12 protein-coding genes and 1 pseudogene are annotated in these 14958 nt (G+C 69.6%); 1 reads left to right on the top strand and 12 read right to left on the bottom strand.

Annotated features, from left to right (window positions below):
- Window positions 1-17 precede the first annotated feature (17 nt).
- The 4 genes and pseudogenes from OG900_10035 to OG900_10020 form a co-directional block, all read right to left on the bottom strand.
- Window positions 18-1502, bottom strand: coding sequence for an ISL3 family transposase (locus tag OG900_10035; GenBank protein ID WUH90406.1), 1485 nt, complete (start codon window positions 1500-1502; stop codon window positions 18-20).
- A 169-nt stretch (window positions 1503-1671) separates the two neighbouring features.
- Window positions 1672-2265, bottom strand: a pseudogene (locus OG900_10030) (transposase).
- 15 nt (window positions 2266-2280) lie between these two features.
- Complete coding sequence (locus OG900_10025) at window positions 2281-2928, bottom strand: hypothetical protein (GenBank protein WUH90405.1); 648 nt, start codon at window positions 2926-2928, stop codon at window positions 2281-2283.
- Entirely contained in the window at window positions 2928-4043 is a 1116-nt protein-coding gene (locus OG900_10020) for a hypothetical protein (GenBank protein ID WUH90404.1), read from the bottom strand. Before OG900_10020 ends, OG900_10025 begins: the two co-directional genes overlap by 1 nt.
- Before the next feature lie 545 nt (window positions 4044-4588).
- On the opposite strand from OG900_10020, the gene OG900_10015 reads away from it, so the two are divergent.
- On the top strand, window positions 4589-5632 hold the full coding sequence (locus tag OG900_10015; GenBank protein ID WUH90403.1) for a hypothetical protein: 1044 nt from the start codon (window positions 4589-4591) through the stop codon (window positions 5630-5632).
- Window positions 5633-5954: 322 nt separating this feature from the next.
- Here OG900_10015 and OG900_10010 read toward each other — a convergent pair whose 3' ends face one another.
- The 8 genes from OG900_10010 to OG900_09975 all read right to left on the bottom strand — a co-directional run bounded on the left by OG900_10010 (window position 5955) and on the right by OG900_09975 (window position 14956).
- A complete protein-coding gene (locus OG900_10010; protein WUH90402.1) occupies window positions 5955-6296 on the bottom strand; it encodes a hypothetical protein in 342 nt (113 codons plus the stop codon).
- Window positions 6297-6779: 483 nt separating this feature from the next.
- Window positions 6780-6983 (bottom strand): cold-shock protein, encoded by a 204-nt coding sequence (locus tag OG900_10005; GenBank protein ID WUH90401.1) that lies wholly within the window; start codon window positions 6981-6983, stop codon window positions 6780-6782.
- Window positions 6984-7339: 356 nt separating this feature from the next.
- Entirely contained in the window at window positions 7340-8215 is an 876-nt protein-coding gene (locus OG900_10000; protein WUH90400.1) for a hypothetical protein, read from the bottom strand.
- A 511-nt stretch (window positions 8216-8726) separates the two neighbouring features.
- Window positions 8727-10514: a VWA domain-containing protein gene (locus tag OG900_09995; protein WUH90399.1), complete on the bottom strand. Its 1788-nt coding sequence runs from the start codon at window positions 10512-10514 to the stop codon at window positions 8727-8729.
- Window positions 10511-11659, bottom strand: a complete 1149-nt coding sequence (locus OG900_09990; GenBank protein ID WUH95690.1) for an AAA family ATPase — start codon at window positions 11657-11659, stop codon at window positions 10511-10513. The genes OG900_09995 and OG900_09990 overlap by 4 nt, the downstream gene beginning before the upstream one ends.
- Before the next feature lie 205 nt (window positions 11660-11864).
- Window positions 11865-12524: a hypothetical protein gene (locus OG900_09985; GenBank protein ID WUH96089.1), complete on the bottom strand. Its 660-nt coding sequence runs from the start codon at window positions 12522-12524 to the stop codon at window positions 11865-11867.
- 63 nt (window positions 12525-12587) lie between these two features.
- Window positions 12588-13676: a replicative DNA helicase gene (locus tag OG900_09980; GenBank protein ID WUH90398.1), complete on the bottom strand. Its 1089-nt coding sequence runs from the start codon at window positions 13674-13676 to the stop codon at window positions 12588-12590.
- The gene (locus tag OG900_09975) at window positions 13676-14956 is read right to left on the bottom strand and encodes a DNA cytosine methyltransferase (protein ID WUH95689.1); all 1281 of its coding nucleotides are present in this window, start codon (window positions 14954-14956) and stop codon (window positions 13676-13678) included. The genes OG900_09980 and OG900_09975 overlap by 1 nt, the downstream gene beginning before the upstream one ends.
- Between the last annotated feature and the right edge of the window lie 2 nt (window positions 14957-14958).

Genomic DNA, 14958 nt, shown 5'->3' with positions numbered 1-14958 from the left:
GATGTGGCTGGGTGCGTTCATCGGGTGAGGAGGACACGCTTGCGCAGGAGGTCGAGGCCGGCGCGTCCGAACATCTGCCGTTTGAGCATCTTGAGACGGTTGATGTTCCCTTCGACTGCGCCGGAGCTGTAGGGCAGGGTCAGCCCGTTGCGGACGGCGTCGTGGTCACGGCGGAGGTTGCGGGCGAACGACGCGATCGGGGTGAGGCTGTCGGTTTCGACGGTGTGGATCCACTCGTCGAGGTGGTCGCCTTCGCGGTGGGTCAGCATCATCGCGAACGCCCGGACGTGGCAGGTGAGCCTGTCGAGATCCTTGTTGCGGGACCGGAGGACGGCGAGCCTGTCCGCGTTCGCGCCGTCGAGGTGGTCGGGGTGGGTGGTGATCCACGTGGTGACCTCGCGGACCGACGGGGGCTTGGGGCCTGGGGCCGGCATGTGGCCGCGGTGTGAACGGTAGCGCCGCAGGTGCCGCTGGACCGCCAGTTCGCCGCCGGGGTAGCCGAGTTGCTGGATCTCCCGGAAGAGCTGGGCTGCGTTGCGGATGCCCTCGTTCCAGCGCCGGTGGAGGTGGCCGGTGTAGGGATCGACCAGGTGAGCGCGCTGCAGGGTCTTCGCCGTCAGTTCCTCGACGGTGGCGGCGTTGACGAGCTTGCGGACCGTCGCCTGGTGCAGGCCGAGCTTGCGGCCGATCGCTGCCTTGGACAGCCCCTGAGCCCACAACTCGTGGGCTGCCGCGTGCTGGGCTTCGAGCCTGGCCACGATCTTCAGTTCGGGGTGGGGCTTGATGGTGTCCGGCTCAGCTTCGAGTCCGTCGGGTGCGGGTTGCTGGGCCGGTTCGGCCAGGTGCGGCTGGAGCACGCTGACCGTCTTCTCGACCGCCTGGCACAGGTTCTGCCACAGGTGGAAACGGTCGGCGACCTGCACGGCCTGCGGGGCGCCCTGGCGCGATCCTTCGCCGTAGCCGCTGGAGCGGTCCCGGCAGATCACCCGGACTTCGGGGTGCTGCCGCAGCCAGGCGGCCAGGTCCTCACCCTCCCGGCCGTCGAAGAGGTGAAGCGGGCGATGGGTCGCCATGTCGATCAGCACGGTGCCGTAGTGGCGGCCCTTGCGGAACGCGAAATCGTCGACGCCGAGCACCTCCACGGCTCCGACGTCTGGCTCTGGCAGGGCTTTGACCAGCCTCAACAGGGTGTCCCTGCCGGTCGCAATGCCCGAGACCGCCGTCAGCCGGGCTCCAGCACGGCCGGCGAGGGCGAGCCCGATCCGCGCCAGCAGCCCGAGCAGCAACGGGGTGAAGCGACTGTGCGGCCTGGTCAGGCCCTGGACCTGCTCGGCGAACGTGACCGCCGGACAAGCCGGGTTCCGGCATCGAAATCGGCGAACCTGCAGCTCAACGATCACACCGACGCCGCCCACTGCAACGTCTCGAAGGCTACGGACATAGCGGCCGTGGACCCGACCAGACCACTGCCCGCACCGGCACCAGCCGCCCTCCACAGCCACCCGTGCCCTCAACACCACGGCAGCTGAGCCTCGTTCGACCTCGTCGACGACAAGCGCGGATAGATGCGGGAACAACTGCTGCAAGAGATCACGAGAACACGCGGTGCATGATCGCGAACCACGACGGCCTGACGCTTCGCCGTCCGCATCACAAGATCGTCGACAGAACCCGCACCTTCACGTGGACGCAGTCGATGAAGACGACCGGGTAGACCGGGTCGAGGGGTCGGTTCTGCCATTCGGCCACGCCGTCCATGACTTTGTCGGTGATCGTCGAGATCGTCGACTTGGAAACGCTGGCGCCGTAAACCTCGGCCAAGTGCGCGGAGATATCGCCGTGCGTCAAGCCCCGGGCAGACAAGGACAGCACCATCTCATCGACGCCGGTCAGCCGCCGCTGACGCTTCTTGACGATCTGCGGCTCGAAGCTGCCCTCCCGGTCGCGGGGCACCTCGATCTCGACCGGTCCGACTTCGGTCAGAACGGTCTTGGCCCGCACACCATTGCGGCTGTTGCCGCTGCCGACGCCGGCCGGGTCGTGCTTCTCGTAGCCGAGGTGGTCGGTGATCTCGCCCTCCAGGGCGGACTCCAGCACCCGCTTGGTCAGCTGCTGCAGCAGCCCGCCCTCACCGGTCAACTGCAGCCCGCCGGAACGGGCCCGGTCGACCAGCTGCCCGATCAACTGCTCGTCCACCACATCCGCCGGCAGCTCGACCGGGCGTCCATCCTCATGCGCCTCGACAGAGGCGATCACGTCGCTCATCAGGTGCTTCCTTGATCAGGAGATACACCGGTCACCGTACAGACCCTCCCCGGTCACCGGTGGGAACGGACGGCGTGTGCGCTGCTCGCGGACGTGCAGAGCAGCAGGCTCGCCACCGTCCTCGATCCAGTCCGGGACCCGCAGGGTGGCGACGGACTGATCCTTGCGCGTGAACCACACCTGAGAGCCGGCCGGAGCAGGGCTGCGCATCACCTTGCTCTGGTAGGCCACCGCATCGTCCAGGGCGTCCTGATAGACCTGCTCGCGCTCGGGCAGGACGGCGCTGCCACGGGCCCGGAACACGCTGCCCGGCACGACCCGGCGGGCGGTGAGACTGTCGAGCTCGAACAGGCGCAGGTGCTCGGGCACCTGGCAGTACTCATTGAGGCGGATGCGCCACTGGCCACTGCGCGCGGTCGGCCCCATCCGGCGCCGCAGGTTCCGAAGCTGCGTAGCGCGTCCCGCTCCGGCCGACAAGTAACCGTCGAGCACCTTGCGAAGGACGCTGGCGGGCTGTCCGGGCAGGAAGCGGGTGAGGAAGAACAGACCGAGTTCGACCCGGAAGAACTCCGAGATCGGCAGCGCATCCATGAGCGCATCTACGCCCGTGGCTTTCGCCTCTTCCGCCAGGCGAGCTTGCCAGGCGTCGATCTCCCGTGCCATCAGCCCTCGGCTCCGGCACGCCGCAGGACGGCGCTGATGAAAGCCTCTTCGCTCATCACTTCCACGCCCTTGACCCGGCCGTCCATCTCGCGCAGCAGGTCATCGAGATAGCCGGCTCGCTCGAAGCGGTGCTGGGCGATCACCAGCAGCCGCCTTCGGGCCTTGGCACGCTCGTCCCACCGAAAGGAGCGACCGAGCAACGTCGCGCTCGCATGGTCCTTGACGTCCGCGGCCCACCACTCACCCGTGCCCATGGGGCCGACACCGTCGAAATCGACCGCGGCATCCACCGCGTCCATGCCCCACCACGGGTGCAGCCGCCGGCCGAGCGCAGGCTCAAGAGCATCCAGAACCCTCTGTTCCGCCAGGCCCGGGTCATGCAGAAACCGGCGCACTCCCCGCCGCTGCACGTAATACTCCGACATCGTCGTGAATTCCTGTCGCTTCGGGGCACCCGAGCAGCCCGCGGTCCCGCAATTGCTCTGCCCGTCCGCCAGCGGGTTCGCGCACTCGTCGCAGACCCTGAGAGACGCTCTCCCCACCGCCGGCCGAGGGGTGTAGGCGTGTAGGAACCACTGCTTCAGCCACGGCTGCCCCTGCCCGTCCTTGGCGCGATAGCGACGCAGCAGCTCCTGGAAGAGCAGGTCAGACGCCACAGGGTGCTGGATCAAGAAGCCTCTCAGATCCACGTACGCGCTTTGCACCGCGGCCTCGTCCCGCGAGTTGCGGTCCGCTACCGTCAGCAGGAGTTCGAAACAGCGGTTCTCCACCAGCTCTGCCTCGGGGTCCCTCGACAGCATTAACCGAGCCGCCTGGTCGGCGAATGCGGTCGGCCGGCCGTCCTCCAGCAGCCGAAGTTCCGCATCGCTGGCCCTGACATCCAGAGCGATAGGCCACTCCTCCAGCGGCAGGCGGCACCACTGCAGTACGTCCATGTGGCTGGCCACGCAACGCTGTCCGCTCTCCAAGGCCCTCCACCACAGGCGGTTCATCCCCGCGTTCCACGCGGGAGGGAAACCCGTAGCGGAAGAGCGGCCGTCGGGGGCGTTCCACTGCGCGTCGCTCTGCCGGCTCTGGATGCCAGCCAGTCCCGCGGCAAGCAGCTGCAGCGTCATGTAGTCGTCCGCCGCATCAGGCGAGATCTGCCGCAGGCGGTCGGCTCGCAATGGCGCCCCCACAGTGCCTTCTCTCCATCGCCTACGCTGTCAACACTTTCAGTGACGGATCGTAGCGGATTGTAGCCTGGTGGCGTGCCGGCCTGACTTCGTAGGCTGCTGAGGCGGCGGGCGCTTGGATCGCTCGAATCCTCCACCTCGTTGACCACCAGTCCATCGGCCCGGCAGGGGGAGAACGCCACCAGCGATCATGAAGGCCCGGAGTGGCGCCGGATGCTCGGCTTTCTGGGTAAGGCGGGCGCTCTGCTGGGCGGGATCGAACTGCAATGGAGACGGCTGCGTCCGGCCTGGAAACCGACAGGTTCCGGGATTCCTGAAGGCGTCTCGACTGGAACCCGCAGGACATCGTGGCCAAAAATGGGCGGGTGGCGGTGGGTTCCCTGTCGTAGGTCGGCAAGGTCTGGGCCAGGGAGCGCGTCACCGAAGGCGTCGTCTGGAGGAGAAATTAGGACACTCGTGCCGGTGAGGCGTCATATCATCACAGCATGGCAACAGCCCTTCCCTGCATGGTCTATCTGGACCTCAACCACTGGTATGCGCTCGGGGACGCCCTCACCGGCGTCCCTCAGAGGCCCGATCACGTCGCGGTCTTGAATCAGCTACGAGGACTCGTCGAGCGGGGAGAGGTCGCCTTCCCCCTCTCTGCAGTGCATTATATGGAGCTCACCGAAAACCCTCGCGACGCTCACCGCGAGCGAGCGGCGGACGCTATGGCCTTGCTTTCCAGGTTCATCACCATGGCGCCCGAGCCGAAGATCCTCGACGAGGAATTAGCTCGTGAACTCAACCGTCGATTCGGTCGCCCCGCCTTCCCCGTGAAGGTACCGAAATTTGGAATTGGCGCGGGATTTGCGTTCGGCCAGGTCCAGCGAATGGTGCTGAACGGGATCACGGAGGAAAACCGCCGGGAGTTCGAGGCCCGCGTGGGAATGTCAGTTTCTGAGATCGAGAAGTCGGCCAACGCGACTACGGAGTACTGGGTCTTGAGGGGCCCGACGGCGACCCTCCGCTCCGCGATCCCGAGTTATGACCCGTATGCGGCCCGCCGCATAGCGGATGCCCAGCTCGCCGACTTCAATGTCATGATCAACACGCTGCGCACCGTCCCCGACGTCGCTACCCGCCCGATGGACGCCATCTGCGCCCGCCAGTTCTACTTTGAGATGGAAGACCACTACGTCCAAGCGCTCCTCAGTGCCGGGTTCACCAAAAATCGGACGCCGTTTCATAGCAAGGCGGATTTTACTGGCTTCCTCATGGCACTTCCATCGCGCAAAGTGGTCACGATGATGCAGTTCCATTACCTCCGGGACGTGCAGCGGGACTGGACGATCAACGATTTGCGCGACATAGCTGCCTTGTCGATCGCCATTCCTTATTGCGACGCGGTTGTTACGGACAAGAAAGCATGGGACGCCGCAGTGAACCGAGCCCACCTGGACAAGGAATTCAACACGCCGATCTTCAGCAGCCTCACGGGTCTCGCCGCCCATTTGGCGACCTTCCCCGCCGGAGCTCAGACGGCCTGACAGGCTGGCCGTAAGAGCACCGGTGGACCCCGTACGGGCACTGGTTGGCGGCCATGTTGTGAACGCCCTCTGTGGTTTGGCCTGGTACCTGGATCAAGGATGGTTCGAGCCGCACCGCAATTGGGCCACGGCGTGAGAGCACGCCAGCCTGATGTAGGGCCCGGGAGTTACCGGTCCATGCCCGCACCTGTTTGCCCCGGGACTGTTGCGCGGCCGTTCCCGGCGGAGTAACTGCGGGGTCGGTCCGGGCGGTGCGGGAGCGGGGTGGGGAGGGCCGTTCGGCTAAGGCGCCGGAACCGTGACCCTAGCCGCGGAGGGGGAGTCAGTCGGGCGGCGTCCGGCTCCCAGCGGGGGCTTTGAGTTCGGGGAACCGGTCCTCCCACACAGCCTTCGGCCGGGCGGGAAGCCACAGGTGCGGCCACAAGTCGTGGAGGAGGCCGGCGTTCAGGAAGCGGCGAAGATCGGCCGGGTCGCAGGCTTCCCGGATGACGGTCTCGTACAACCGTCGCCGGTCCTTATCGAGGCTGAGGTCGTAGTGGCGCTGCTGGGACCAGTCCAGAGCCGTGGGCAGAGTGACGTGTCCGCTTGCCGGGCCCGTCAGCTCGCTGAGCGAACCGGGCACATCGTAGGGGCGCCGGTCTGCGTAACGCTCCCTGGCATCCATGGGTTCGAGTATGCCCCGGAGGCCGGTGTCTGCATCGGACGTCGGCGCTTCGGCCGGGGAGAAGCCGCCTGCAGTTCTCGGGAACGGCCAGATGACCGGCTACGCGCCGGCCGTGGGGCTCTGCACGTCGAGCCGGAGGTGCGGGCGGCCGGTGGTACACGACTGGTGTTCCCGCCGCATCAGGCGCATGCCATGCCCGGTGATCACCAGCAGAGTGGGTGTGCCCGGCCGTCCGGGGGGGGGGGGGGTGGACGACCGGGCACTGTCAGACGGCACTGCCGCCGGCCCCCGGGGGGACGTTTACAGCCTAGAGGGATTCCAGTCGGTGATGCACGTTACCGCTCCCGAATGATTTCGCGTGCGGCTGGTAAAAGCCGAAGTGGGGTCGTTTAGGGGGCTGCCCCCGAAAGAACGAGCGGCTTTGCGAACGCATAGCGCCCGCCCAGCAAGTGGCGCGGGGCGGGCGCTGTGCAGCGTGCAGGGTCAGGCGGGGGTGATGTTCTCCGCCTGGGGTCCCTTCTGGCCCTGGGTGACGTCGAAGTTCACCTTCTGGCCTTCCTGGAGCTCTCGGTAGCCGGAACTGGCGATGTTGGAGTAGTGGGCGAAGACGTCCGGGCCTCCGCCGTCCTGCTCGATGAAGCCGAAGCCCTTTTCCGAGTTGAACCACTTGACGGTTCCGCTGGCCATGTCACCCTCCAAGGGGGTTCGAAGTCGGTTTCCGCACCGTGCGGGAACCGGAGGTGGTCGTCTGGTCCTCAGAGGTTGTGAACAGCAAAATCGCCCGTGCACACGCTCACGGGCGACCGGTACTTCGGAACCATGACAGCTAGCCGTGACGCTACACCGCCAGTCCCACCCACACCACAGAACACCGATGACAAGCGCTGGAGTCATTCTGGTCAGCAGCGTGACGGCCCTAGGAGCACGTAGATCCGATGTACGAAGCAGCAGCTCACCGCCGGGATCCGTGTCGCGTTGCGGCGAGGTCTCCTGGAAGCAGCCACGGGTCAATCAGTGCGCCCGACAGGTCGGGCGCGGGGTGACTACCGCCGTGCCCCGCGGCCCTGGCTCGCTCCAGGTTGGCGGGAGCCGGCTGGTGGAAGCGGCGGTGTCTGGGCCTGTAGCGACTCGACCGTGGGCGAGCCTTCGTACCCGTGGTCTGTCAGCCGGGCTGCGATGGTCCACCACGCGCTGGCGAGGTCGGCCGAGCGGGCGACGGCGTGGCACTGGGCTCGTTGGTCGCCGAGTCCGCCGGTGAGCGGTGTCAGGGCGTGGGGTACGGACTGTTTGAGCAAGCGTGCGTAGTCCCGGCCGCCGAGGAAGATGACGTGGGCGTCGTCCAGGTCGAGCGCGGCGGTGTGGCGGGCCATCTGCTCAGGGGTGATGGCGTCCTGGTTGCCGAGCCGGGTGTCGTAGGGGAACAGTGGTCGGCTCAGGGGGACCAGGCCGTGCCGTGCTGACAGGATCCGGATCAGGGTCTGGTCGGTCAGGGCGTCGGCAGCGAGCCGAAGGGAGCGGTGGTAAGGGCCGGTGTAGAGCCGGCCGGCCGGGATGACGTCCCGGTAGCCGAACTTGTCCCACGACGGCTTGGCCTTGGCGGAGCCGCAGGCGATGATCACGATGCGGCGCCGTGAGCAGGGGATGTTGCCGCGCTGGCGAGCGTACTCGCGGCCCGCAGGGGTCAGATAGAGGGGGCGGCGGGTCTGCTCGTAAGTGCCGTCGAGGGCTGCGTACGTGGAGGGTCGCATGTCGGCGTAGCCGGCGGCGTGCACGGCGGCGAGCGTCCGCTGATTGAAGGACTCCGGTGCGCCGCTGCCGATGCCGGGGAGCAGGTGGTCGGGGCGGTGGGCGGCGGCGAGGATCGCGTCGTGCTGTCGTCCGGGGAGTTTGGGCAGCACGCCGGTTGCGGGAGCTGGCACGGGCGGGCCGTAGTTGGCCTCCCATTGTTCGTACGCTGCTCGGCCGGCGTCCGTCATCTGGTGGGTGCCGCCGCCGGGTTGGCGGTCGGTGATCAGGCCGTCGGCGTGGAGCCGTGCCAGGGCGGCGGGGTGTCCGGTGACGGTGCCGTGGTCGTGGTCGGCGAGGATGCGGGCCCCGGTGACGGTGAGCGGGTGCAGATGATGCCTTTCGTGCGCGGCGCCGGCCCGTCTGTCGGCGGTGCGCGGTCAGCGGGTGGCGCGGACGGGTGTGCTGGTAGTGAGTGCAGGGGGCCGTTTGGCGGATGCCAGGCGGCCTGGCTGCGATGAGCTGCGCCGCACGCCGACGCGGCGTCGCGCACGGAGCATGGATCACAAAGTCGCGTCGAGGGGGTGGTGCAGGTTGTCTGCCGCAGACGAACGCGTCGTCACTCGAACGTGAGTTGGTTCGGGGGACGGCGCGTTGGCGGATAGGGGCTTCTGCGTCTGATCATCGTGGTCGTGTGACGGCGTCTCAGCGTGTTCTGCGGATAGCGTCGGTGGCGGCCTTGGCGATGGCGGCGGGGGCACTGGAGGGCCGGGGCAGGTGGAGCGGAGTGGTCCCCGGCAGGTGGCGGGAGTTCGCGCTGAGGGTGAGCTGGAGTACGGCGCAGCCGGCGGCGGTGAGGCGTTTGATGCGGGTGAGGGCTTGAGCGGTTTCGCCGCCGGTGTACTGGGCGTCGGTGACGATCACGAGGAGGCGGCCGGTGCCGGGGCGGCTGAGGTCGAGACCGTGGTCGAGTGCGTCGATGGCGTCGCCGAGGTTGTGGTTGCCGCCGTCGGCATTGAACGTTGTCACGCGGTCTGGTGCCCGGTGGGTGGGTCGGGTCAGTGCGGTCAGATTCATGTCGTAGGCGATGGTGGCGGTGCGGGAGTCGGGGTCGGTCAGGGCTGCTGCGCGGGCCACGATCCACGCAGCGGATGCGACGGGTTTGCAGGCGGCCGACATGGAGCCCGAGACATCGACCGCGATCCCCACGCGCAGCGGTGGGGTGGGGGAGGTGCGGCGGCGAGTTTGGGTGAACGGCTCCGCGGTGGGCACCGCGCCGGCGGCGCGCTGGGCGTCGCGGGCGAGGGCTTGGCGCATGTTGAGGCGGCCGGGCGGGGTGGGGCTGGTGGTCCGTTCCTCGGTGCGTTCGCGGTAGGCGGCGGCGCGAAGGGCGCGGCTCAGGCGCGCGGCGGCGCTCTGCTCGGCGGCGGTGGGCTTGCGGGTGCCGGTGATCGGGTTGCTGGAGGGCGCCGGTGTGCCGTCGGGGCTGACGGTGGTGCCGCGTGGATTGAAGACCGACTTGGCGGTGGCGGCGGCCTTGCGTCGCCGGCCGGCCTGCTGGGCGCGGTCCCGGGACTGCGCGGCCACGGCGTTGGCCGCGGCAGCCTGTGCCGCAAGGTCGGCCGCGTCGTTGGCGGCCATGTTGTCCAGGACGACCGCCACGGCGCCGGACAGCAGATCGGTGAGGTCTTCCGGCGCGGCGGGCAGGGCAGGGCCTGCGGTGTCCAGGGCGTCGCACCAGTCCTGGGCGTGCGCGAGCATGGTGGCGGCGTCGTGGTCGGCGCACCGGTGGGCCGCGGTCCAGACGCCGGTGAGGGTGGCCAACAGGTCGGTGCCCAGAACTCTTTCGCACAGGTCGGCGACGGCTTTGGTCTCGCCGGCATCCAGGATGCCGGCGTCCCGGCGCCCCAGCATCAGGGCCGCCACACTGGCGGCCTGCTCGACGCCCTGGAAGGCGGGGCTGGCGATGTCGGGCATGACCAGCGTCCGGGCACTGGTGCGCAGGTACGTGCGGTCGGTGGGCCGCCTGATCAGATGGGCGCCCTCGATGCGGCTCTCCTCCAGCAGGAGCGCGGCCTCGACGACGCGCGGGTCCGCACCGGCCGGCTCCTCCCACACGGAGTGAGCCGCGTGGGCGGCCTCGTGGACGAGAACCCCCCAGGCGGCGGGATACCGTTCTTCGTCGCCCACGATCCGCGGGTGGACCTGGTGGGGCTGGAGGGGCTCGAACAGCTTGGCATCGAACTCGATCTCCGCCAGCCTGGGAAAGTAGGCAGCCGGTGCGCCGCTGCGGGTGCCGGGACGGCAGGTGACGAGCAGGTCCTGGCGGCCGGACAGGTCGACCAGCCGGTCGCCGAGCTCGGCTCCCACACGCAGCCACGCCGCCGGGGAGGAACGGGGCTGTGCGGGCGGGGCGCCGTCGTCGTCCCAGCGCGCGAGGTCGTCGTCGTCGGGTGTGGTGGCGGAGGACTGGACGTGGTGATGGGCGCTCATCGCGAGCTCCGGCGCGCGGGCCCGGTGCTGCCCGGGGGCTGCCGGGCGGCCGACGCGCTCGCAGCGGGGAGCTGCCGGCCCAGGGTGAGGGGGGCGACCTGCGTGACGCCGCCGATCTTGCTGACGGCGTCGGCGACGGCGTCGCGGTCCTCCACAGGAGCGATCCCGACCAGATTGCCGAGCGCGGCCCTGGTGCCGAGGACGGCTTCCGTCTTCTGGTAACTGAGCAGCTCCCGCAGCTGCGGGGCCCAGCCCAACTCGCCGAGCTCGACTTGGCTCGCGAGATGCCGGGCGATCCGGACCACCCGGGCATCGATCTTCAGGGCCAGGGCGAGGTCATAGTCCGTGCCGACCTGGATCTGCACGCTGAACCGGGACGCGAGCGCCTCGGTCAAAACGGCGCCGTGCACGCCCGGATTGTGGCCTGCTACCACGTAGAAGCCCGGCTCGGCCTTGATGGTCTCGCCTTTGTGGGCTTTGACCTGGATCTGGCGGCGCCCGTCCATGGCCGGGTAGAGCGCGGCCAGCACCTTCGGCGAGATCAAGGTGGCGTCGTCGATCAGCAGGGCGCGGCCCTCGGTCATCGCGGTGACCAGTGGACCGTACTGGAACGTGTAGCCTCCGCTGTCGGCCTGTGTGTACTCGCCGATCAGGTCGCCGACGGTGGTGTCGCCGTCGCCGGCGACGGTGAGCAGGTCGGGGAACGCGGCCTCCACCAGGGACGTTTTGCCGGTTCCCGGGGGACCGTAGAGCAGCACCGGCACGTCGGCGTCGCGTAGGCGATTCAGCGCCTCGACGTCGGGCAGGTCGGCCAGCTGGCGGGGGTGGTAGAGCTGGCCTCCCGCGCGGCGGATCGGGCCGCCCTGCTGGGGCGTGTTGGCTGCGGGAGCGCTGGTGTGGGCCGTGGCCGTTTGGGCGCGGGGAGCGTGGGTTCCCGGTGGGCTGATCACTGCTGCTTGCGCGGCTGCGGCGGTCTTCTGGTTCGCGCGGAAGTGCGGCTGTCCGGTGCCGTGCTGGTCGGCTTCGCCGCGTTTCGCCAGGGTCAGGGCGGCGTTGCGGACTGCTCCGTGGGAGTGGCCCAGCTGCCTGGCCATGTCCCCGATGGTGAGGTTGTCCGCAGGCCGGTCGGCCAGCAGTCGGGCCACCTTGGCCCGTAGTTCGCCGCCCTTGGTGCGAGCTGTGGCAGGCGGTCCGGGTGTGGTCAAAAAGTGGATCCTTCAACGGGTTTGCGTGCGGGCGGGGTTGGCAGTGCAGGTGCGGGCGGCCTCGGTGTGGGAGGTCCTGTCGCTGGTCTGTGTCTGTAGGGGTGTTGCCCGGCAGTGGCGTGCTGGTTTCCGTCGCTGGGCGGGCTCAGCCGGGAGTCTCCTCGAAGCCGGACTGGAGCAGGATCTGTCGGGCGGCGGCGTTGTAGCCGGTGGTGGTGATCTCGCCGGTGGTGGTGTGCCGGATCGGCACGAACGGCTGGGCTGTGCGCTCTGCCGGCGCCGCCGCCTCGTGGGCGGGCGAGGGCTCCTGGACGACGGGGATGTGGGTCGCCGGCAGGAGTTCGAGCGCTTCTTGGCGGCGGTCGGTCAGGTCCTCGTCAATCTTGGCCAGGGCGTGCGTGAGCGTGTACGCGGGGTCGGAGTCCGGGTCGGGGTGAGTCTCGTCGAGGCAGGGGTCGACCGCGGTACGGGCACGGGCGATAAGCCGCTGGGCGGCGTGGAGCAGGCCGCCGTCCTGCAGGAGGTGTGCCAGGAGTTGGTCGAGCTGATCGGGGCCGACGGTGGTCAGGCGGCAGGCGAGTTCGTGCAGTGCCGCAGCGCTGGCCTTGACGTTGGCGACGGAGTCGAAAGGATGCGAGGTCAGGATTTCTCCGTGATGTTCGGTTGGCGGCTTGGAGGGCTTGTGGGCTTGGGAGGCCGGTGCCAGCCGGGCTCCGGGGCGCGGGACTCGGCGGTGCGGGGCCGGTACGGGCGGGCCGTAGCCGGCCTTCCACTGTTCGTAGGTTTCTCGGCCGGCGTCGGTCATCGCGGTGACGGTGACGGTCTCGTTGTCGTGGGCGGCGTCGGCCCGTCCGCCGGGGTTGCTGCGTCATCGGGTGGCGCGCAGGGGCGTGCTGGTGGTCAGCGCCGGAGGCCGCGGGGCGGCGACTGGCGCAGTCGCGGTGGGTGGGGGTGCGCGGCGGCGGGCTCTTATGCGGGTGAGGGGGGCCAGGGCGCGGCGGGCGGCGGGTATGAGGTGGTGGGGGGAGTGTGCGGGGTCGTGGGTGAGGGCGGTGATCTCGCGTCCGGAGGTGCGGGCGGTTGTCAGCAGGGCGCGGGTGTAGAGGTGTTCGGCCCAGTGCTCGGCCGAGCCGACGGCTTGGTGGAGGAAGTCCAGGACGTGGGCGGGGTCGGTGCCGTGCAGGGCGGTGTGCTGCTGGGCGTTCCACAGCACGGTGATCGGGTCGATCGGGTCACCGCGCCGGGCCATCGCGGTCAGGCACCGGTACACGCCCTGGTGCAGGGGGAGGCGGAAGTCCTCGGGGTGCAGCCAGTCCAGGCGGGCGAGGTCTTGGGGGCGGGCGGTACCGGCGGCGAGGAGGAGGCGTTCGGCGTCGAGGTCCTCCTCGGCCGGGGCTTCGTCCGCTGCCGCCGGAGCCGCTCTGGGCACGGGTCCGGGTTGGCGAGGCCACTGGGGTTCGACGCGGTCGAGGAATCGCCCGAGGGCGTCGGCCTGCTCCAGCACGATCGTGGCCGGTTCGGGGAGTGTGCTGTCGTGGGTGAGCTGTTCCAGCCGGACGGCGTGCTCGCGCAGGGTCCGGCGGACGTGTTCGGCGCGGATCATCTGGGCGTAGACGGGGGCGTGTTCGGGTCGGGGGCAGGCGTTGACGAGGGTGTGGAGGTAAGGGGTGGCCAGCCCCGGTGCCGCGGTCACCGAGGTCTTCAGTACGGCCGTCAGCCATACCGGGCTCGCCCGGTGGGCGTCCGGGTCGGGCGGGGTGAGGGTGCGCATCGCCGCGAGTAGCGCGCTGTGGGAGGGGTTGGCGAAGTGCTCGGGCAGCAGGTCCGGCACGCCGGCGAGCTGTCGGGGGTCGAGGAGCAGGGCGCCGAGCAGGGCCTGTTCGGCGAAGTGCAGCGGTTCCGGCGGTGGCAGGTCGTCATAGAAGTCGTCAGGGGCGTAGCTGTCGTGGGGTGTCATCAGGCGGCCAGGGTGAAGTCGTCGCGGGCCAGGGTGGCGCCGAGGTGCGGGGCGAGCAGGTGGGCGGCGAGCCGGGGCGGGACGGCGTTGCCGATCTGGCCGAAGACCTGGCCTTTGTTGCCGGCCCAGGGGTGGTCGGCGGGGAAGGTCTGCAGGATCCCGGCCTCGGCCGCGGTGATCCGGATCGGATCCGGGGCATCGCCCGGATCCTGATCTGCCGGAGGTGCGGCGCCTGGTCGGGGTTCGGCGACCCACACGCATTCGTTCGCGCGGTGGCCGAAGAACAGCGTGCCGGCCGGCTCATCGGAGCTGCGGACGGTGGCGTTGGCCTGGTTGTTGCTGCGCAACGACCAGGCCCAGCGGTCGGCCTCGGCGGTGAACCTCGGCGCGGGTGCGTCGGCGGGCCGGTTGTCGCGCAGCCCGTGCTGGGCACAGCCGGGTCCGTCCCGCCGGGAGCGCAGCACCAGGTCGGCCGCGGTGGGGTGGGTTTTCCAGGTGCCGCGAATACGGGCGTCGGTGAGGGTTTTCCTCGACCCGGAGGGGAAGGGCTCGGGTCCGCCGCCGGGTCCGCCGCCGGCGCACACGGTCGGCACCGGCCGGTCGGTGGCGCCCCAGCCGAGCGCCTCGGCCATGCTGACCCATCGCTCACGGCCCGGGCCGAACAGCGACTCCGGCTGTGGCGTTTGAGCATGAGTGGGCTCGGGCGGGACCGCGGTTCGGACCCGGGAGGCGATCAGGATCGCCCGCCTGCGGGTCTGCGGCACTCCGTAGTCGGCCGCGTTCAGGATGCCGGTCCAGGCCGAGAAACCCCAGGTGCGCAGGATTGCGGCGTACTGGCGCCACAGCGGCAGCACGTCAGGCACCTCCTCCATCAGCACCCATTCGGGCTGCCCGCCCTGGTGCAGGGCGTGCAGGTAGCGCATCGGCTCGGCAGCCAGCAGGGACCGCTCGTCCCGGCACGCGGTCAGCAGCTTCGCGCGGGTGTCACGGCCGGCGGCGAGGTCTGCCACCGCCTGGTGGACCAGCGGCTGGTCGAGCAGCCCCAGCCTCTTGCCGGCCATCGACCACGCCTGGCACGGCGGGGACGCGATCAGCCCCCACGTCTTCCCGACGAACGGCCACACCGGGTACACCGCCACGTCGGTGCGGATGGTCAGCAGCCCGGCCGCCGCCCTCGTCCGGCACGCCCACAGATCCCACTCCAGCCCGATGTCCCGCACACCCAGCACGGATGCGGCATACGACCAGCCGCCCGGTCCGGCGAACGCGTCGAGCACCAGGC

The organism is Streptomyces sp. NBC_00433, from assembly GCA_036015235.1.
Classification (GTDB): domain Bacteria; phylum Actinomycetota; class Actinomycetes; order Streptomycetales; family Streptomycetaceae; genus Actinacidiphila.
Note: the sequence above shows the minus strand (reverse complement) of the source record. Positions and strands in the feature narration are given on the sequence as shown.